19 protein-coding genes are annotated in these 19,789 nt (G+C 62.1%); 12 read left to right on the top strand and 7 right to left on the bottom strand.

Features of this window, described 5'->3' with window-relative positions:
* Positions 1 to 21 precede the first annotated feature (21 nt).
* Together A8B82_RS20710 and A8B82_RS20715 are read left to right on the top strand one after the other, a co-directional pair.
* Positions 22 to 741 carry a hypothetical protein gene (locus tag A8B82_RS20710; RefSeq protein ID WP_067296852.1) on the top strand — a complete coding sequence of 240 codons (720 nt, stop codon included), beginning with the start codon at positions 22 to 24 and terminating at the stop codon, positions 739 to 741.
* Positions 742 to 801: 60 nt separating this feature from the next.
* Entirely contained in the window at positions 802 to 2,454 is a 1,653-nt protein-coding gene (locus A8B82_RS20715; RefSeq protein ID WP_067296854.1) for an FAD-binding dehydrogenase, read from the top strand.
* Between the two features lie 2 nt (positions 2,455 to 2,456).
* Here A8B82_RS20715 and A8B82_RS20720 read toward each other — a convergent pair whose 3' ends face one another.
* Positions 2,457 to 2,897 carry a hypothetical protein gene (locus A8B82_RS20720; protein ID WP_067296856.1) on the bottom strand — a complete coding sequence of 147 codons (441 nt, stop codon included), beginning with the start codon at positions 2,895 to 2,897 and terminating at the stop codon, positions 2,457 to 2,459.
* Between the two features lie 135 nt (positions 2,898 to 3,032).
* On the opposite strand from A8B82_RS20720, the gene A8B82_RS20725 reads away from it, so the two are divergent.
* Complete coding sequence (locus A8B82_RS20725) at positions 3,033 to 3,878, top strand: urea carboxylase-associated family protein (RefSeq protein ID WP_067296859.1); 846 nt, start codon at positions 3,033 to 3,035, stop codon at positions 3,876 to 3,878.
* Positions 3,879 to 4,312: 434 nt separating this feature from the next.
* On the opposite strand, the gene A8B82_RS20730 is transcribed toward A8B82_RS20725, so the two are convergent.
* On the bottom strand, positions 4,313 to 4,654 hold the full coding sequence (locus A8B82_RS20730) for a winged helix-turn-helix transcriptional regulator (protein WP_067296861.1): 342 nt from the start codon (positions 4,652 to 4,654) through the stop codon (positions 4,313 to 4,315).
* 91 nt (positions 4,655 to 4,745) lie between these two features.
* Between A8B82_RS20730 and A8B82_RS20735 the strand changes: the two genes are divergently transcribed.
* The gene (locus A8B82_RS20735) at positions 4,746 to 5,462 is read left to right on the top strand and encodes an MBL fold metallo-hydrolase (protein ID WP_067296864.1); all 717 of its coding nucleotides are present in this window, start codon (positions 4,746 to 4,748) and stop codon (positions 5,460 to 5,462) included.
* Positions 5,463 to 5,727: 265 nt separating this feature from the next.
* Here the strand turns inward: A8B82_RS20735 and deoD are convergent, their stop codons facing one another.
* The 3 genes from deoD to A8B82_RS20750 all read right to left on the bottom strand — a co-directional run bounded on the left by deoD (position 5,728) and on the right by A8B82_RS20750 (position 8,977).
* Entirely contained in the window at positions 5,728 to 6,438 is a 711-nt protein-coding gene (deoD, locus tag A8B82_RS20740; protein ID WP_067296866.1) for a purine-nucleoside phosphorylase, read from the bottom strand.
* Between the two features lie 148 nt (positions 6,439 to 6,586).
* Complete coding sequence (locus A8B82_RS20745) at positions 6,587 to 6,928, bottom strand: H-NS histone family protein (protein ID WP_067296869.1); 342 nt, start codon at positions 6,926 to 6,928, stop codon at positions 6,587 to 6,589.
* Positions 6,929 to 7,009: 81 nt separating this feature from the next.
* The gene (locus A8B82_RS20750) at positions 7,010 to 8,977 is read right to left on the bottom strand and encodes a protein meaA (RefSeq protein WP_067296872.1); all 1,968 of its coding nucleotides are present in this window, start codon (positions 8,975 to 8,977) and stop codon (positions 7,010 to 7,012) included.
* Positions 8,978 to 9,170: 193 nt separating this feature from the next.
* Here A8B82_RS20750 and A8B82_RS20755 point away from each other — a divergent pair, with 193 nt between their 5' ends.
* From A8B82_RS20755 to A8B82_RS20785, 7 genes are all read left to right on the top strand, one after another.
* Positions 9,171 to 10,571: a 1-acyl-sn-glycerol-3-phosphate acyltransferase gene (locus A8B82_RS20755; protein ID WP_067296875.1), complete on the top strand. Its 1,401-nt coding sequence runs from the start codon at positions 9,171 to 9,173 to the stop codon at positions 10,569 to 10,571.
* Positions 10,572 to 10,685: 114 nt separating this feature from the next.
* Positions 10,686 to 11,966, top strand: a complete 1,281-nt coding sequence (ccrA, locus tag A8B82_RS20760) for a crotonyl-CoA carboxylase/reductase (protein WP_067296877.1) — start codon at positions 10,686 to 10,688, stop codon at positions 11,964 to 11,966.
* A gap of 215 nt (positions 11,967 to 12,181) precedes the next feature.
* Positions 12,182 to 12,388 (top strand): hypothetical protein, encoded by a 207-nt coding sequence (locus A8B82_RS20765; protein WP_067296880.1) that lies wholly within the window; start codon positions 12,182 to 12,184, stop codon positions 12,386 to 12,388.
* Positions 12,354 to 13,055, top strand: a complete 702-nt coding sequence (locus A8B82_RS20770) for a helix-turn-helix transcriptional regulator (RefSeq protein WP_235604759.1) — start codon at positions 12,354 to 12,356, stop codon at positions 13,053 to 13,055. The genes A8B82_RS20765 and A8B82_RS20770 overlap by 35 nt, the downstream gene beginning before the upstream one ends.
* A 249-nt stretch (positions 13,056 to 13,304) precedes the next feature.
* Positions 13,305 to 13,940: an acyl-homoserine-lactone synthase gene (locus A8B82_RS20775; protein ID WP_067296885.1), complete on the top strand. Its 636-nt coding sequence runs from the start codon at positions 13,305 to 13,307 to the stop codon at positions 13,938 to 13,940.
* Positions 13,941 to 13,981: 41 nt separating this feature from the next.
* On the top strand, positions 13,982 to 15,523 hold the full coding sequence (locus A8B82_RS20780) for an ATP-dependent DNA helicase (RefSeq protein WP_067296888.1): 1,542 nt from the start codon (positions 13,982 to 13,984) through the stop codon (positions 15,521 to 15,523).
* Entirely contained in the window at positions 15,520 to 16,215 is a 696-nt protein-coding gene (locus tag A8B82_RS20785) for an SDR family oxidoreductase (RefSeq protein WP_067296891.1), read from the top strand. The genes A8B82_RS20780 and A8B82_RS20785 overlap by 4 nt, the downstream gene beginning before the upstream one ends.
* A gap of 517 nt (positions 16,216 to 16,732) precedes the next feature.
* On the opposite strand, the gene A8B82_RS20790 is transcribed toward A8B82_RS20785, so the two are convergent.
* Positions 16,733 to 17,500, bottom strand: coding sequence for a TIGR02186 family protein (locus A8B82_RS20790; RefSeq protein ID WP_082899410.1), 768 nt, complete (start codon positions 17,498 to 17,500; stop codon positions 16,733 to 16,735).
* On the bottom strand, positions 17,497 to 18,411 hold the full coding sequence (locus tag A8B82_RS20795) for a sulfite exporter TauE/SafE family protein (protein WP_067296997.1): 915 nt from the start codon (positions 18,409 to 18,411) through the stop codon (positions 17,497 to 17,499). The genes A8B82_RS20790 and A8B82_RS20795 overlap by 4 nt, the downstream gene beginning before the upstream one ends.
* A gap of 171 nt (positions 18,412 to 18,582) precedes the next feature.
* Here A8B82_RS20795 and A8B82_RS20800 point away from each other — a divergent pair, with 171 nt between their 5' ends.
* Entirely contained in the window at positions 18,583 to 19,722 is a 1,140-nt protein-coding gene (locus A8B82_RS20800; RefSeq protein WP_067296893.1) for an endonuclease/exonuclease/phosphatase family protein, read from the top strand.
* The last annotated feature ends 67 nt before the right edge of the window (positions 19,723 to 19,789 follow it).

Genomic DNA, 19,789 nt, shown 5'->3' on the forward strand with positions numbered 1-19,789 from the left:
TGACCCGCGCAGGCTGCGGTGATGACCAAGATTGAATTCCTCTGCCCGCCCGGCCTTTTGGGTCACATCCCCGCCCCGCAGCCTGCGGCGAAATTCCTGCCCGAATGGTTTCGCGATCTGGATCGGGAAATGGATATGAAGGATGCCCATGGGCTGCCGGGGCTGACGGTGCGTGCCTGCCTGCCGGTGGCCGATGTGATGGCGCAGGGCTGGATCATTCCGACGCCCTTTGACATCTGGACGGTGGTGGACCCGCAGACCCGCGCGATGGAGTTTCGCTGGGCCGCTGATCTGCCCTTTGCCCCGATTGATGCGCATCATCCTGACCAGATCGGCGCGCAGTATCCGCCCTTCGAGGGGGCGCAGCCGCTCAAGCTGATCAACCCGTGGCGGGTGGTGCTGCCGCCGGGATGGTCGGCCAGCTTTCTGCATCCGATCAACCATTTTGAACTGCCCTTTGCCGCGTTCAACGGGACGGTTGACTGTGATGCGCTGGATGTGCCGGTCAATGTCCCGTTTCTGTGGACCAGCACCCGCGGTGCGCTGCGGATGCCCGCAGGCACGCCGATGGTGCAGGTGATCCCGTTTGAACGAGCGGCTCAGATGCGCCAATCCGAGGTGCGCGCGGAAACCGCCGAGGAACAGGCCCGCCGTCAGGCCGCCAATACCCGCAAGCACAGCGAGGAATCGGTCTATGCCCGCGAATGGCGGCGGCGTCACGAAAAGTCGCCTGCGGGGTGACGGCGGGTCAGTCTCGACAGGGGGACGTGCCAGGGGCAGGATCGACCAAGGGGGGATCGGATGGCACAAGAAGATTTCAAGGCTGATGTGATCATCGTGGGCGCAGGGCTGGCCGGGATGGTGGCCGCGCATGAGGCGGTGTTGCGGGGCCGCAGGGTCCTGTTGCTGGATCAGGAGGGGCCGCAGTCACTGGGCGGGCAGGCGTTCTGGTCGTTGGGCGGGTTGTTCATGGTCGACACGCCCGAGCAGCGGCGTCTGGGCATCCGCGACAGCGCCGAACTGGCATTGAGCGACTGGATGGGGTCGGCACAATTCGACCGGGAAGAAGACTCCAACCCCCGCGCCTGCGCCGAAAGCTTTGTCGATTGGGCGGCAGGGGGGATGCGCCAGTGGTGTCACGATCTGGGGATGCGCTGGTTTCCGGTGGTGGGCTGGGCCGAGCGTGGCGGCGCGCTGGCGGGCGGGCATGGCAATTCGGTGCCGCGTTTCCACATCACATGGGGCACCGGCACCGGCGTGGTGAAACCCTTTGTCCGGCTGATGACGGAACATGCCGCCGCAGGGCATCTGAAACTGGCGTTTCGGCATCGGGTGACCGGGTTGATCACCACCGATGGCTGTGTGACCGGGGTGCGGGGCGACATGCTGGAAAACAGCACCGCCGCGCGGGGAGAAAGCACCTCGCGCGGCGTGACGGCGCAGTTTGAACATGCAGCAGAGGCCGTTGTGCTGACCACCGGGGGGATCGGCGGGAACCATGACCTTGTGCGGGCCAACTGGCCGCGCGACAGACTGGGTGCGCCGCCCGCGCGGATGGTGGCGGGGGTGCCGGATTATGTCGATGGCAAGATGCAGGGCATCGCGGTGCAGGCCGGGGCAGGCACGATCAACACCGACCGCATGTGGCATTACTGCGAGGGGATCGAGAACTGGAACCCGATCTGGCCCAACCATGGCATCCGCATCCTGCCGGGGCCGTCCTCGCTCTGGTTTGATGCCAATGGCGTGCGGATGGAAGCGCCCTGTCTGCCCGGTTTCGACACGCTGGGGACGCTGAAGCGGATCCTGCAGGCGGGAGAGCACAGCTGGTTCATCCTGACGCAGAAAATCATTGAAAAGGAATTTGCGCTGTCGGGGTCAGAGCAGAATGCGGACCTGACCGAGGGCGGCTGGCGCGAGGTCTTGCAGGCGCGGCTGGGCAAGGGGGCGACCCCGGCGGTGGAAGCCTTCAAGGAGAAGGGGCCGGATTTTGTCGTGGCCGATGATCTGGAGGCATTGGTGGCGGGCATGAACCGGCTGACGCCGGAACAGCCGCTGGCGCTGGATCACATCCGCGCCCAGATCAGGGCGCGCGACCTGCAACTGACCAATCCGTTTTCCAAGGATGCGCAGATTACTGCGATCCGGGGCGCGCGGGCCTACCGGGGCGACAGGCTGATCCGGACTGCGAAACCGCATGCCATTCTTGACCCGGCCAATGGGCCGCTGATCGCTGTGCGGCTGAATGTGCTGACCCGGAAGTCGCTGGGGGGATTGCATACGGATGTGCAGGGCCGCGTCCTGACGCCCGCAGGCGCGGTGTTGCCGGGGCTTTTCGCGGCCGGAGAAGTCTGCGGCTTCGGCGGCGGCGGCTATCACGGTTACAATGCGCTGGAAGGGACCTTTCTGGGCGGTTGCCTGCATTCGGGCCGGATGGCCGGGCAGAACGCCTGAGGTCAATAAAGGCGCTGCGCCTGCCCGGTGGTCAGGTCGATTTGCCACTTTGCTTCCTGCGTGGGGCAGCAGCGCGGCTCTCCGGGGCCAAGCATGGTGGTCAGCAACTGGACCTGACCGTTCTGGAAGAGTGGGTCGCGCGGCTCGTGTCCGAAAAGATTGACGACGGGTGCGGTGTATTGCCAGCCGTTTTGGGTGCGTCGGAATATCCCGGCCTCAATCGACACGCTGCCCGCCGAGCCGGGGATGTGGATATAGGCGATGCCAAGGCCGAGCTGCGCCTGAGCCGGATCGGGGTTGTCGGGCAGCCAATAGGAGGCCTCCATGCTGCCGGTGGTCGACAGGCTGTTCAGCAGCAACGCGTCGAGATTGCCCCAGCCCTCCTGCGCCACTGCGCCCTTTGCTGCCAGCAGCAGCGCCAGTATCGGTCCGATGAAACGCATGGGCTTGCTCCGTCTTGTTGATCGGGGGCCATGATTGCGCCGACCGGAAGGACTGGCAAGCCCCGCGCTGCCCGTCGCGTCTTTACTCTGGCTGCGCGACGGGTCAGGTTCCGGCAACCGATCCAGAGATCCGCCATGTCCAATGCCCCGCCCGATGCCGATGCCCGCCGCAAGGTGTCACCCGTGATCTGCTATCCGGTTGAGACATTGCCCCTGCCGGACATGGCGCTTTATGACGCCGCGCGCGCCACGCTTGCAAAGACGGCAGAGGTCATTGTGCCGCCCCGCGAGGCAGGCATGTTCACGGTGCCTGCCGGCCACTTCTTTCGGATCACCAGCGTCGAGGGGCCGCAGGTAGGGGACCTGAACCTGTGGCATCTGAATGACCTGTCCGAGCGGTTCTATTCCGGCAAGACCCGCGCCCTGCATGGCACGCATCTGACGCGGGGGGACCGCATGTGGTCGGCCTTTCCCCATTTGCGGCCACTGGCCACGATCACCGCGGATACGCTGGGCTGGTACGGCATCGACGCTTTCGGCGGGTCGGTGCATGATGTGATCGGCACCCGTTGCGATCCCTATACCCATAACCTGCTGTCGGGCGGTCAGTATCACCACTGTTGCCATTCCAACCTGACCCGCGCCCTCGCCGGGCATCTGGGGGTGGGGCTGTCCGAGGCCGAGCGCCATGTTCATGATGTGCTGAATGTTTTCATGTGTACGGGGTTCACCCGCGACACCGGGCAGTATTTCATGAAGGCCAGCCCGGTGCGGCCCGGCGATTATCTGGAATTCTTTGCTGAGGTGGATCTGCTGGGCGCGCTCAGCGCCTGTCCGGGCGGCGATTGTTCGACCCTGCATTCCTCGGACGTTGCCCGCTGCCATCCGCTGCTGGTGCAGGTCTTCGCACCGGAGCCTGCGACGCTGACCGGGTGGCAAAGCCCCGCGCGGAATGCCTATGCGGGGGGTCATGGCAGTTAAGCTGCCGTGAGTGGTCGCGCCGGGAGCGTATTGTCTTCATACGGCTTCACACCGCGTTGTAACCTGTTGGAACCGCTTATCCGGGGCACCCGGAACCGGTTCCCGTTTTTGAGCGCCATGCGCCCGGTGCTGAGACGCAAATGATGACATGTCAAAAATGACATGTCATCATTTGCAAGGAACAGTGGGCGGGCAGGTAAAGTCCCAGGGGGGCTGGCAAGTCGCGCAAATGGAATTCTTGCCGGCGCGTTTTCTGAATCCTGTCAACAGGCCGTGCCGAGCTATCCTGACCCGGCTGCCAGGCATTTCCGGCCCGGACCTTTGGCGCGGGTTGCGCGAAGCGCCGCTGTGCGGGACGGAAGGGACATTGATCATACCGAACCAAAGCACTGCTGTGGTCGCCAAGACAACGCAGAGAGCCGCGTGGAAATCCGTCAACCGAAGGTCTGTTGCCAATCGTAGAGTTGTCCGAGAATATCACCAAGCGCGGCGCCTTTGCGCGTCAGGGAGTAACCGACACGTTGACGCGCGTCACCTTTGGGGGTTCGCGCAACCATCCCGCTTTCTTCGAAATCTTTCAACTGGGCCCGCAGCACCTTTCGGCTGACGCCTTCCATCTCCCGCTGAAGCTCAAGAAAGTGACGCTCTCCTGCGGTGAGGCAATGAAGGATTTTTGGCCCGTGCTTTCCGCCCAAAATGCGCAAAGTGTCTGCCACCGGACATTGCCCGGTCACCGGGTCAGCCCATGGGCGGGTCGTTGGAGTTGCGTCTTTCATCTCTGATCTCCGGTTACAAAAAGGTGCCCAATTTCGCGCCTCCTCGGTTCGAGGCAATGTCACTTGACCTTAGCAACAGCGGACCGCACTCATGACCAAGCCCCATATTGAGACTATCCCAATTCTGCCTTTGGGGATGCTTAATTCCTTCCTCATAGTACATGGAGACGATGCCATTCTTGTGGACACCGGGCTACCCGGGTCCGAAGCAAAGATTTTCAAGACGTTGAAGAAACTTGGCCTGAGTTGGCTCAATGTAAAATTGATCGTTCTGACGCACGCGCATATCGATCATGCCGGGTCTGCCATCGGAATAAAGGCATTGACCGCCGCTCCGATCTGCGCCCATGCCCTTGAAGTTCCATATTGTTCTGGTCAGCCACCCAGGCTTGCAGCAACGGGTCCGTTCGGAAGGGCTTTCCAAAAGACCGGGGCGATTGAAAGACCGTTTCCCTATTTCAAACCGGATGAGATCATGACGGTAGGGGAGATGGGCCTTGAGGATCGCGGGTTTCCACTGAAAATCATCCACACTCCTGGGCACACGCCGGGATCGGTTTCGGTGCTGTTGGAAGATGGCCGCGTTATTGCGGGAGATTTGGCAGCTTCCGGCGTGCTGCTCGGCGGTATTTTGATGCGAAGCAAACCCAAGCGCCCCCCTTTTGAAGAAGACCAATTGGCGGTGGCAACCTCATTGGGGCAATTGTTGCAGCGAGGGTGCAAGACGTTCTACCTTGGCCACGGAGGGCCTTTGAGCGCGGATCGGATAGAAGAACACATGTCAGCTCTGAGACGCGCTCAAGTGTGAACTATGCGTCACCACGTGCAAATACGTCCTTCGCTGCCACCACGAAGCACGGTCAATAATGGGCTCTTTCCGGACTTCCGCAGCGACATCCATGAACCTGCGTCATGCGCCCGGTGCTGATCCGTAAATGATGACATGTCAAAAATGACATGTCATCATTTGCAAAGAACCGGGGGCGGGCAGGTAAAGTTCCAGGGGCTGTGGCATGTCGCGGCAAACCTGAACCCCCCATGCCCTGCCGCTCAGCACCGGTCCCCACTGCACCCTAACCGCCGTCAAACGCCGCCTTCAAAGCGATCTCGACCATGTCGCCAAAACTGCGCTCGCGGTCCTCGGCGGGCAGGGCCGCGCCGGTTTGCAGGTGGTCCGATACCGTCAGCACGGCCAGCGCGCGGCGGCCGTGACGCGCGGCGAGGGTGTAAAGCTCTGCCGCCTCCATCTCGACCCCCAGGATGCCATGGCGCACCATCTGTTCGTCCAGATCGGGTCGTTCGGCATAAAAGACATCTGATGAATAGATGCCGCCGACGTGGGTTGTGGTCCCTTTGGCTTCCGCCGCCGCCACGGCAGCGCGCAGCAGCGACCAGTCGGCGCAGGGGGCGAAATTCACCTCGCGGAAGATACCCGAGGACGGTGATGTGATCGTGGTGGCCGTCATCGCGATGATCACATCGCGGATGCCCACATGGGGCTGCATCCCGCCACATGAACCGATGCGGATCAGGGTCTGCGCATTGTAGTCGCGGATCAGCTCGTTGGCGTAGATCGACAGAGAGGGCATGCCCATGCCGGAGCCCTGGATGGTGACGGTGTGGCCCTGCCATGTGCCGGTAAATCCCAGCATCCCGCGCACTTCGTTGACCAGCCTTGCGTCTTTCAGAAACGTCTCGGCCGCCCATTTCGCGCGATAGGGATCGCCCGGCATCAAGACGGTTTCGGCAATACCTCCGGGCTTTGCGCCGATATGAATGGTCAAGGCGTTCTCCTGTGTTGTCTGGGGACGAGAATGCAGAACCGGCCAGGCAGGGGCAAGTTGCAATGGGTCCTGACCCTAATGCAATTCCGGGAATTGGCGGTTCCTGCACCAATTCCCGGAATGCTTGAAATCCGCCTGGGCGCAGACCCTAGATTTTCATTTTCGCAGGGTCGGTGCCTTTTTCAACTTCAGCGCGATACCAATTCGGCTGACGCCCTTTTCCTGTCCAGGTTTGCGACCGGTCCGCAGGGTTTGCGAATTTCGGCTTGGACACTGTTTTCGGCTTTGCGGCCGCCTTCTTGGTTTTGCGCGCGGGCTTCTCGTCATCGGCCAATTCGCTGAGCGAGAAGCCGAATTCCGCTGCGGCCTTTTCAGCCGCCTTGCGTGCGTCACGACGATCGCGGGCCTGCGCATTGGCCAGTGCCTTTTTTACGTCAGAAAGAATCTTCTCCAATTCTTTCGCGCTTTTCGATTTGAGATCCAATTCCATTGGTTTTTTCCTTGTAGTCTGCCTAGACCACAAGCCTCTAATACAAAGAGCACGGAATACCAGTTAAAATTTGTGTCAGGTCTATTCCGCTGCAACCGCTGCGGGATCAACCAGTGTGACAATGTCGGCCATAATGGTATTCAATTCGAAATCCTTGGGGGTATAGACCCGTGCAACGCCCATCGCCTTGAGCCTTTTCGCGTCTTCCTCGGGAATAATGCCGCCAACGATCAAGGGTATTTCGCCCAGACCCGCCTCGCGCATCTGGTTCATAAGGTCCTCGACCAGAGGGATATGAGAGCCCGACAGGATCGACAGACCGATCACATGCGCCTTGTCGTTGCGCGCGGCTTCGACGATTTCGGCGGGAGTCAGCCGAATGCCTTCATAGGCGATGTCCATGCCGCAGTCGCGCGCCCGCACTGCGATCTGTTCGGCCCCGTTGGAGTGGCCGTCGAGACCCGGTTTTCCGACCAGGAATTTCAACCGGCGGCCCAGGCGGTCGCTGACGGAATCCACGGCGGCGCGCAACTCGTCCAGCCCTTCGGTCTTGTTCGACTGGCCTTTTGCAACGCCGGTCGGGCCACGGTATTCGCCATGCACGGCGCGCATCTGTTCAGCCCATTCGCCGGTGGTCACCCCGGCCTTGGCCGCCGCGACCGAGGCAGGCATGACGTTACGCCCGTCGGCGGCGGCGGCGCGCAGGTCGGCCAGCGCGGCCTTGACCGCGCCCTCGTTACGCTCTGCTCGCCAGGCGTTCAGCCGCTCGATTTGTTCGGCTTCGGTTGCCGGGTCCACCACCAAAATGCCGCCGTCGCCGGTCATCAGCGGCGAGGGTTCGCCCTTTTGCCATTTGTTCACGCCGACAACCACGGTTTCGCCCGCCTCGATCCGGGAAAGACGTTCGGAATTTGATTCGACCAGCCGGCCTTTCATATAGTCGATGGCGGAAATCGCCCCGCCCATGCCGTCGAGATTGGCCAATTCGGCGCGCGCGCCTTCTTTCAGCATTTCGACCTTGGCATCAACCGCCGGGTTGCCGTCGAAAAGGTCATCGAATTCCAGCAGGTCGGTTTCATAGGCGAGGATCTGTTGCATCCGCATGGACCATTGCTGGTCCCAGGGGCGCGGCAGGCCCAAAGCCTCGTTCCAGGCGGGCAATTGCACGGCGCGGGCGCGGGCCTTTTTCGACAGGGTAACGGCGAGCATTTCGATCAGAATACGGTAGACGTTGTTTTCCGGTTGCTGTTCGGTCAGCCCCAGCGAATTGACCTGCACGCCATAGCGGAAGCGACGGTGTTTCGGGTCTTCGACACCATAGCGGGTGGCGCAGATTTCATCCCAAAGATCGACAAAGGCGCGCATCTTGCACATTTCGGTCACAAATCGGATGCCCGCATTCACAAAGAATGAAATACGGCCCACGAGTTTTGGAAAATCCTCTTCGGCCACGCGGGGGCGCAATTGGTCCAGCACGGCGGTGGCGGTGGCCAGGGCGAATGCCAATTCCTGTTCAGGCGTCGCACCGGCCTCTTGCAAGTGATAGGAGCAGACGTTCATCGGGTTCCATTTCGGGACATGCGTATAGCAGTATTCCGCCACATCCGCGATCATCTTGAGGGACGGGGCAGGGGGGCAGATATAGGTGCCCCGGCTGAGGTATTCCTTGATCAGGTCGTTCTGCACGGTGCCCTGCAATTGCGATATATCGGCACCCTGTTCCTCGGCCACCGCGATATAGAGCGCCAGCAGCCAGGGCGCGGTCGCGTTGATCGTCATCGAGGTGTTCATCTGTTCCAGCGGGATCTGGTCGAACAGCGCACGCATGTCGCCCAGGTGGCTGACCGGCACGCCGACCTTGCCGACCTCGCCGCGCGACAGGATGTGATCGCTGTCATAGCCGGTTTGCGTCGGCAGATCGAAGGCTACGGAAAGGCCGGTCTGGCCGCGTTCCAGGTTTGACCGGTACAGCGCATTCGACGCTGAGGCGGTGGAGTGACCGGCGTAGGTCCGGATCAGCCAGGGGCGGTCTTTCTGGGTCTCGGTCATCGGGCAATCCTCGATTTTGGTCGGCAATATTGTTGCGTTGGGGTGTGTCTAGAGGAAATATAATGCCTCTGTCAATTCGCTGCAACGCGGCATGGCAAATATAGCTAACCTTCGGGGCATCACATAGGGAGGCCCGGAGTCCGGGGCAGATATAGTTATTGTTCTCGGCCTATTGCCCTGCGAATGTGCGCCCATGACGCAGATTGTCGAACTGCCGCTGTGGCTTTTTATCCTGATTTTGCTTTTTGCCGCGGTCACGGCATTGAGCCATCTTCTGTTGCCCTCGGTGCGCTGGTTTTTCCGCCTGCGGCTGGAACGCGCGGTCAAGCGGTTGAACCGGCGGCTGAAACGCCCCATCGAGCCGTTCAAGCTGGCGCGGCGGCACGATATGATCCAGCGGCTGATCTACGACCCGGAAGTCACCCGCGAGATTGTCAATTACGCGGCCAAGAATGGCGTGCCGGAAAACGTGGCCTTTCAAAGGGCCCGCGATTACGCGCGCGAGATCGTGCCCAGTTTCTCGGCCTTTGCCTATTTCAGCTTCGGCATCAGGGTGGCGCGGCTGCTGGCGAATTCGGTCTATAGGATCAAGACGGCTGACAGCAATGATGCGACCTTTGATGCGATTCCCAAGGATGCGACGGTGGTCTTTGTGATGAACCACCGGTCGAACATGGATTACGTGCTGGTGACCTATCTTGCGGCGCGGGATTCGGCGCTGGCCTATGCGGTGGGGGAATGGGCGCGGGTCTGGCCGCTGAGCTGGCTGATCAAGTCGCTGGGGGCCTATTTCATCCGCCGCAGGTCGCGCGGGGCGCTCTATCGCAAGGTGCTGGCGCGTTACGTGCAGATGGCCACGGCAGGGGGCGTCAACCAGGCGATGTACCCCGAGGGCGGGCTGAGCCTGACCGGCGCGCTGCAACCGCCGAAGATGGGGCTGCTGTCCTATGTCGTTGAGGATTTCGACCCCGAGGGTGAGCGCGACGTGGTGCTGATGCCGGTGGCGATCAATTATGACCGGGTGCTGGAAGACAAGGTGCTGATTGCCGCCGACCAGCGCGGCGACAGACGCTTTGGCGCGCGGATCACGGTGGTGGTGGGGTTCATCCTGCGCAAGCTCTGGCAGCGGCTGACCTTTCAGGAAACCAGGTTCGGCACGGCGGCGGTGGCCTTTGGTGCGCCCCTGTCGCTGCGCGAGGCGGGGCATGGCGCAACGGTGGAGGCCCTGTCGGGCGAGGTGATGGACCGGATCGCCGGGGCCATGCCGGTGCTGAGCGTGCCGTTGATCAGTGCGGTGATGCTGGACTTGGACGGTGCCGCGCTGGACACGCAGGCGCTGCTTGACCGGGCCGGGGCGATGCTTGCACGGGTGCCGCCGGGCAATCGTGCGGTGGACGCAGCAGAACTGGAAACCGAATTGCGCCAGGCGCTGAAGGGGCTGCGCGCGCGCGGTGTGGTCCTCTTTGAGCAATCTAGCTGGCGCGCCAACCCGGATGAAACCGCCGTGCTGCGGTTCTATGCCAATTCGATTGCCCACCTTTTGCAGGAGGATGCTGCGCCCGCAGCGGAAGTTTCTGCAACTGCGAGGTCATAAAATTACAAAAATGACCCCTGAGAGGTTGCATTATTACGCATCCGGTCATATTCCGTCCTGACCAACCGGCGATTCTGCATCGCGGCACAAGCAATCTACGGACAGGAGGCCCGCATGGCACTCGACACGACCATCGCGCAATACGACGCACCTGAAAAGGACCTCTACGAGATGGGCGAAATGCCCCCGATGGGCTATGTCCCCAAGCAGATGTATGCTTGGGCGATCCGCCGCGAACGTCACGGCGACCCGGACACGGCGATGTTGCAGGAAGTGGTGGATGTGCCGCAACTCGACAGCCAGGACGTGCTGGTTCTGGTGATGGCGGCGGGGATCAACTACAACGGGGTCTGGGCCGCGCGGGGCGTGCCGATCAGCCCCTTTGACGGTCACAAACAGCCCTATCACATCGCGGGATCGGATGCCTCTGGCATCGTCTGGGCCGTGGGCGACAAGGTAAAGCGCTGGAAAGTCGGGGATGAAGTGGTGATCCACTGCAACCAGGACGACGGCGACGACGAACATTGCAACGGCGGTGATCCGATGTATTCGCCCAGCCAGCGGATCTGGGGATACGAGACCCCGGACGGGTCGTTCAGCCAGTTCACCCGCGTGCAGGCCCAGCAGCTGATGCCGCGCCCCAAGCATCTGACCTGGGAGGAATCGGCCTGCTATACGCTGACGCTGGCCACGGCCTACCGGATGCTGTTCGGCCACGAGCCGCATGACCTGAAGCCGGGCCAGAACGTGCTGGTCTGGGGCGCGTCGGGTGGTCTGGGGTCCTATGCGATCCAGTTGATCAACACCGCCGGGGCCAATGCCATCGGGGTGATCTCGGACGAATCCAAGCGCGATTTTGTGATGGACCTGGGTGCCAAGGGCGTGCTGAACCGCAAGGACTTCAACTGCTGGGGGCAATTGCCCACGGTCAACACGCCGGAATATGCCACCTGGTTTAAGGAAGCGCGCAAGTTCGGCGGCGCGATCTGGGAGATCACCGGCAAGGGCAACAATGTCGATATGGTGTTCGAACACCCCGGCGAGGCGACGTTCCCGGTGTCCACTTTCGTGGTCAAAAAGGGCGGCATGGTTGTGATCTGCGCCGGCACGTCGGGGTTCAACCTGACGTTTGACGTGCGTTACATGTGGATGCATCAGAAACGCCTGCAGGGCAGCCACTTTGCCCATTTGCAGCAGGCCGCCTCTGCCAACAAGCTGATGCTGGAGCGGCGGCTGGACCCCTGCATGTCAGAGGTGTTCACCTGGGCCGACCTGCCCGAGGCGCATATGAAGATGATGCGCAACGAACACAAGCCCGGCAACATGTCGGTGCTGGTGCAGGCCCCGACCACCGGGCTGCGCACATTGGAAGACGCGCTGGACGCCCGCGGCTGATACCACGACCCTCTGACGGCCATCTGAACGCCCGCGAATCACCTTGATTTCGCGGGTGTTTTCCATTGTGGCGGGGTGCCCTGTTTCATTCCGGGGAGTTGCAGAATGCGCCCCCGCCATTTCTGGGGAGGGGAAAGCGGTGAATTTTCGACAAAATCGTCTGCATGCTATGATTGCATTAACCCGCAATTAACCATTTGAAAGCGAGTCTGTGCATGCGTAGTGACTGGATTTTGGACGTTCTTGCCGACCTCAAGACATTTGCCCTGTCAAGCAGCCTGCCCGCCCTGGCGGAACAGCTGGATGACACGGCCCTTGTCGCCATGGCCGAGATCGCCGCTCTGGAGCAAGGAACGCAGGGTACGGTAGATGGTCAAGACACGGCAAATGGATTCCATAATGGGGGCGTTGGAGCAGGCTGACTCCCTCGCCGGATTGCAAAGCGCGACGGAGGCGCTGCGCGATCTGCTGGGCATTGATCACGTGCTGTATCACTGGGTCGATTCGACAGGCGAACAATATGGCTGTGGCACCTATTCGATTGCCTGGCAGGAACGCTATATCGCGCAGAATTATCTGCGCATTGATCCGGTGGTGTTGGGCTGTTTCCAGCGCTTTCATGCGGTCGACTGGAAGCAGCTGGACTGGTCGTCAAAAGCCGCGCGCGCATTTTTTGCAGAGGCGCTGGAATATGGTGTCGGGAATCAGGGGCTGTCGGTGCCGTTGCGCGGGCCGAACGGCCAGTTTGCGCTGTTCACGATCAACCACAGTTGCACTGACGCAGAGTGGGAGGTCTTTGTTGCGGTCCACCGGCACGAGCTGATCCTGATCGCGCATTTCCTGAACGAAAAGGCGCTGGAGTTCGAGCCGGGTCGCCTGCCGGAAACAGCGCCGGCCCTGTCCCCGCGTGAGGCGGACGCGATGACCCTTCTGGCGTCCGGTCAAAGCCGCGCACAGGTGGCGGACCAGTTGCAGATTTCGGAGCATACCCTGCGGGTCTATATCGAAAGCGCGCGCTTCAAGCTGGGCGCGCTGAATACCACCCATGCGGTGGCCCGCGCGTTGAGCCGGGGATTGATCGTGGTGTGATCCTGGGGGCGCTGCCCCCCGGGAATATTTACAGCGTCCCGCCTTTAACCTGAAGCATATCACGTCGCCAATGTCCCGAAAGCGCGCAGCGCGGCAGGGTATTGGCGATTCAAGTTCAAGGCGGGACGCTTTGGGGCCAAAAAGAATGAAAGGTGTTGCGCGCGTCGGGTGAGGGGCGCGCGCGGTGCCAGCGCTGTGTTAACGGGCGCGCGGCTAGGGCTTGGGCATCTTGTCAGAGCGGAGAAGCCCATGCTGCGTTACCTTCATGCCGATCAATTGCACAATCACCCCCGTCTGGCCGGGCAGATGTTCCGGGACCGGGCCGACCAGTTTCGCAACCGGTTGGGCTGGGAGGTGCAGGTGGATGCGGCGGGAGAGGAGCGCGACGCCTATGATGCGATGAACCCGCTTTATGTGATCTGGGAACAGGCAGATGGCAGCCACGGCGGGTCGATGCGGTTTCTGCCCACCTCCGGACCGGTGATGGTGAACGACCATTTTGCGCATCTGTTGTCCGGACCGCTGCGCAGCCCGCTGATCTGGGAATGCACGCGGTTCTGTCTGGCGCGGGGGGCGGGCGCACATGTGGCGGCGGCGCTGATGCTGGGCGGCGGCGAGATCATGCGCGGCTTTGGCATCCGGCATTTCGTCGGGGTTTTCGATGCGCGGATGGTGCGGATCTACCGGATGATCGGGGCTAGCCCCGAGGTTCTGGGCAGTGCCGGGCAGGGACGCGACAGGATCAGCGTGGGCCTGTGGGATTTCTCTGACGCCGCGCAGATGCAGGTGGCGCGGCGCGCCGGAATCAGCCCGGAACAATCGCGGTTCTGGTTCGATCAGGCTTTTGGCAGCCGGATGCCCGCTGTTTTGCAGCAAAGCGCCTGAACCGTCTGGCCCCCGCTGGCGGGCTCGCCTAATGTCGGGGCATGAATGTGCCCAGCCTCATATATTCCGACGATCAGGCCAGCGCCTATGATGGCGTGGCCGAAATGTTGCGCGGGGCCGGGATCGACCTGGCCGACAGCCTGTTGATGCCGCCGCCCGGCGGGGCCGATCAGGTGATGGCGGTGACCGGCAAGGCGGGATCGGGCAAGACGCTGCTGCTGGCAGAGCTTTACAAGGCGCTGGAGGGGGCCGGGGTCGAGGTGGTGTCGGGCGATTACGAAAGCCGCAAGCGCCGCGACAAGCGCACGCTGGCGATTCTGGCGCCCACCAACAAGGCGGCCTCGGTGCTGCGGCTGCGCGGGGTGCCTGCCACCACGATTCACCGCATTCTCTATACCCCCGTCTATGACCCGGAATACGAGCGGATCGCGGAATGGCTGGCGGGCAATGGCGAGCGGCCGGTGGACGTGGAGGGGCTGACGGAACTGGCGCTGGACCGGGCGGCGGCCTTTTATGCGGGCAACAAGTCGATCCCCGGCGCGCTGGCGGCGGCGGGGTTGCGCGGGTCGGATTTCATCACCGGCTGGAAACGGCGGGAGGAGCCGCTGGACATCGGCTTTGTCGATGAGGCCTCGATGCTGGATGACAAGCAGTTCGAGGATCTGAAAGAGATTTTCCCGACCCTGCTGTTGTTCGGGGACCCGGCGCAGTTGGCCCCGGTGAACCAGTCGGGCACCATGGTATTCGAAAAACTGCCACAGAAGCGGGTGATGAACCTGAACCGGATTTTCCGGCAGGATGCGGATAATCCGATCCTTGATCTGGCCCATGCGCTGGCCGACCCTGACCTGGGCTTTGAACAGTTCGAGCGGATGGTGGAGGAGGCCGCGCGCCGCGATGACCGCGTGGTCTGGGGCCAGCGGGTCGAGGTCGACCTGATGGCGCGCAGCCCGGTTCTGGTCTGGCGCAATGCCACGCGAATCCGGCTGATCAACGCCTTTCGCAATGTGCATGGCGCGCCGGAGGATGCGCTGCTGGAGGGGGAGCCGCTGATCTGCGACGGGCTGGAACTGCCGCTGAAGCACCGCAAGAAGCGGCTGGACCTTGAGGCGCGCGGCCTGATCAAGGGCGCGCAGGTGATTTTCCTGGGCGATGGCCGCAAGCCCGGCTTCAGCCGGTTGCATGTGATCGGGGCGGAGGACCCGCAGGTGAGTGCCGCCAGCATCGTGAAGATCGAAAAACCGGATGAGGAAGAACCTTTTATCCCTTTTGCCGCGCGCATGGGGGCGACCTTTCTGCATGGGGCGGCGGTGACCATTCACAAGGCGCAGGGCAGCCAGTGGGAAACGGTGCAGGTCTTTGCCCCCGACCTTTATGCCGCCGCGCGCATGGGCCGGATGGAGGCGGGTCAACCGCTGTGGAAGCGGCTTGCCTATGTCGCCATCACCCGCGCGCAGGAGCGGCTGATCTGGGTGGTGCGCAACCGCCTGTCAAAACCGAGCGGGCCGCTGGTGGTGGATGACCTGCGCAGTCAGCCGGTGGCCCCCCTGTCCCTGGAACCCACGATGGAGGATTTTGGATGAAGAGTATCATTGTCACCGGGGCCAGTTCCGGGATCGGGCGGGCCACGGCGGAGCTTTTCCTTGAAAAGGGCTGGCGCGTGGGTTTGATCGCGCGGCGTGCGGAATTGCTGGCGGAGATGGCGAAGGCCCATGCCAATGCCGTGGCCCTGCCGGCGGATGTGACCGATGCCGATGCCATGGCAGGCGCGTTCGAAGCGTTTGGCAAGCTGGACGTTCTGTTCAACAATGCGGGTGCCTTTGGCATGGCGGGCCCCATTGACGAGATCCCGCTGGAAAACTGGGAGCAGGTGCTGAGCGTCAACCTGCATGGCATGTTCATTGCAGCAAGGCTGGCCTTCGGGGCGATGCGGGCGCAGGGCGGCGGGCGGATCATCAACAACGGCTCGCTCTCGGCCCATGTGCCGCGCCCCGGATCGGTTTGCTATACCACCACGAAACACGCGATCACCGGGCTGACCCGGTCGCTGTCGCTGGACGGGCGGCCTTTTGGCATTGCCTGTGGCCAGATCGACATCGGCAATGCGGAAAGCGAACTGGTTGCATCGCTGAAGGCGGAAAACCCGCAGATGGATACGATGGACGTCCGGCACGCAGCGGCATCGGTGCTGCATATGGCGGAACTGCCGCCGGAGGCGAATGTGCAGTTCCTGACAGTCATGGCGACGAACATGCCTTTTATCGGGCGCGGTTAGCATCTTTGAAACGCGGTACATCGTCGACCCGATACCGCGGATTCTCTGAATCCTGTCAGAAGGCGGCGTCCCGCTATATTGTCCCAAACCAGACCTTGGTTGCGGTATGGGTTAATGTTGGAGAGGCGGGACGAAACCGCCGTTAGCATCGAAACGCCAAGCCGCGCATCGACGGGCCGTGGTGCGGCGATCCGACCGTCGTGACTGGCACTTTATGGCAGCCACGCACTTCCCAGTGATGCGTGGCACACGACAGCAGCCAAATCGCCGTGCCAGGGGACGGCCCGTCATGTCGCAGACATGCCTCTGGCATGATGCGCGGCGGCCTGCGGCCTTGGTTCCGCGCAGGAGTAAGTGGAAAGTGCTCAAACCTGCCCTTAGCTGCGATCTGCGCGAAGGTCCGGTTTTCCAGTTTGGGGCGATTTATGACGTTCAACAGCACCGGATTTCCCGGCGCAGCCAAATCTGCGGAGTGTCACTATACCGTGCTTCAAACAGAGCGGAGCGCGCCCGGATTCTAGCGGCGCAACATGTTGAAGACGGCGGAGGCACCCCAGCCGGCGCCGATGGCAATGGCCAGCGACATCAGCCCGTAAAGCAGGGCGTTTTCCCGTGACAGGTTGAACAGCCAGCGTTCCAGGCCGACCTTGCGCACGTCGATGACCGTGTCATAGCTGGCCACAACCTGCCCCGCCCGTGTCAGAAAGATGCGGGCGGCGTAATCGCCCTCTGTCAGGGCGGCGGGCAGGCGTATGGCGGCGCGGAACAGCGTGTCTTCATCCAGTTTCACACCGCCCTCGATCACCTGGTACTGATCGGACCGGGTCCGGATGCGGATCAGCGCTTCGGTAAAAAGTGCTGCATTGGAGATGTTCATCGGTGCGCCGACAGAACGGATCGCGCGGGGGATGGAGATCTTGTGGCGCAGGTCTTCCACGCGGGTCAACACACGGTTCAGCGGTGCCGAAGTGACAACGGCGTAATAGCTGGGCGCGCGGTCCACCTCGACCGCGTCGGCATTGAGCCAGATGCCGAACTTCTTTTCCTTGCGCCGGACCAGCACCGGCACGGAAGGGCCGGAGACGGTGACAACCACGCCAAGCGGGCCGCTGTCGGGCGCGGGCGCGTCGCGTTTCACCGCACCGTAGACCAGGATTTCGGAGCCATCGAAATTGGTGGTGATGGAGACTTCCGCCTGGCTGAGGCCCAGCACGATCTCTTCGGCCCGCGCGGAGAGGGACGTGGCCATCATCAGGGATATCAGGGTGGCGATCAGACGCATCATTTCAGCTCCACCGGGGCGATGGAGTAAAGTTCTGCCGGTTCCAGCAGCAATTCAAGGGCCAGCTTGCCGCAGACCACCAGGACCAGAAGGGCCAGCAGGATGCGCAACTGCTCTGCCTTCATCTTCACCCCGATGCGGGTGCCGACCTGGGCCCCGATCACGCCGCCGATCAGCAGCAGCACGGCCAGCACCACATCGACGGTATAGTTGGTCGTGGCATGCAGCATGGTGGTAAAGGCGGTGACAAAGATGATCTGGAACAGGGATGTGCCGATCACCACCTTGGTGGGCATTCCCAGCAGATAGATCATGGCGGGCACCATGATGAAGCCGCCGCCGACCCCCATGATTGCGGCCAGAATGCCGACCAGAATGCCGACCGCGATCGGTGGCATCACCGAGATATAGAGCCCCGAAACCCGGAAGCGCATCTTGAAGGGAAGCCCGTGCACCCAGTTGTGTTTCTTGCGCGGTGGAAGTTTCCCCTTGTTGACATTGCGCAGCGCGCGCAGGGATTCCGCGAACATCAGCGCGCCGATGATCCCCAGAAAGACGACATAGAACAGCCGGACCAGCAGGTCGACCTGGCCAAGCGATCTGAGGTAGTTGAACAGGATGATCCCCAGCGCGGCCCCGAAAAGCCCGCCGATCAGCAGCACCGACCCCATGCGCAGGTCCACCGTGCGTCGCCTGAAATGCGCCAGCACCCCTGAGAAGGAGGATGCGACGATCTGCGTGGCACCGGTGGCCACGGCAACCGCAGGGGGGATGCCGATGAAGAACAGCAGCGGGGTAAGAAGAAAGCCGCCCCCCACACCGAACATGCCCGAGAGCACGCCAACCAGGCCACCCAGTCCCAGCACAAGGAACGCGTTGACCGAGACTTCCGCAATGGGGAGGTAGATTTGCATGCGCTCCATTAGCGCAGGTCCCTTCACAAAATCAACTACCCTCGCTGCTGCGCAGCAATAGGACCGATGAAATGGAATGAACTGGCTCTATGCCCGAAGCGGCAATTCAACCTGAGGTTTTACCGCGTTTCGTGTTATCCTCGGTCCATTCAAAGCCAAAGGATTACTCAGATGCGTATTGCCGCCTACAACGTCGAGAACCTGTTCGACCGCGCCCGTGTGTTCAACGACGAAAACGACAGCCACCAGCAGGTTCTGGATGCCCATGCCGAGATCAACACGCTTTTCGAAAAGCCTGTGTATACGGATGCCGACAAGGCGCGGATGCTGGAACTGCTGACCGACCTTGGGATGCTGAACGACAATGAAGGTCCCTTTGTGCGCCTGCGCAAGATCAGGGGTCAGTTGATCCGGCGTCCGCGCGACCGCAGCAAGCCGCGCAAGATCGTGGCGGACGGGCGCGAGGATTGGATCGGCTGGGTCGAGTTGAAGACAGAAACCGTCGATGCCACGGCGATCCTGCTGACCGCCAAGGTGATCTTTGATGCAGGTGCCGATATTCTGGCGATGATCGAGGCAGAGAGCCGCCCGGTGTTGAAGACCTTTCAGGAGATCATGGCCAGAAAGCTGGACCTGCCGGAGACCTATGCCCATGTGATGCTGATCGACGGCAATGACCAGCGCGGCATTGACGTGGGTCTTGCCACCCGCGCGGGCTTTCCCATCGGGCAGATGCGTAGCCATGCGGATGACCGCAAGCCCGATGGCCACCCGATTTTCAGCCGCGATTGCCCGGAATATGAGGTCACGACTCCGTCCGGTGCGACGGTCATGGTGCTGGCCAACCATTTCAAAAGCAAGTTCGGCGGCAACGACCCTGCCTCACGCGCCAAACGGTTGGCGCAGGCGCAGGCGGTGGCGGGCTATTACCGGCGGCTGCGCGATGAGGGGCACGAACATGTCGTGGTGCTGGGCGATCTGAACGACACGCCTGACAGCGCGGAACTGGCCCCGCTGCTGGCCACCGATCTGCGCGATGTGTCGGATCATCCGCATTTCACGGATTTCGAATTCGGTGCCAACAACGGTCAGCGCGGGATCGGGACCTTTGGCCTTGGCAACGATGACGACAAGATCGACTATCTGCTGTTGTCGCCCGCGCTGTTTGACCGGGTGACGGGCGGGGGGCTGTTGCGCAAGGGGGCATGGCCCGGATCGCGCCCGCCGCGCTGGGCGGTCTATGCAGAGCTGACGGCGCGGCATCACGCGGCCTCGGACCATCATCTGATCTGGGCCGACATCGACCTCTGAGGCGCGGGCGCTGCGCCGGCCAGGCCGACGGAGCGGGCGAATTATTCGAATAATTCGGACCGGAGTT

This window comes from Sulfitobacter sp. EhC04 (genome assembly GCF_001650875.1).
Taxonomy (GTDB): domain Bacteria; phylum Pseudomonadota; class Alphaproteobacteria; order Rhodobacterales; family Rhodobacteraceae; genus Sulfitobacter.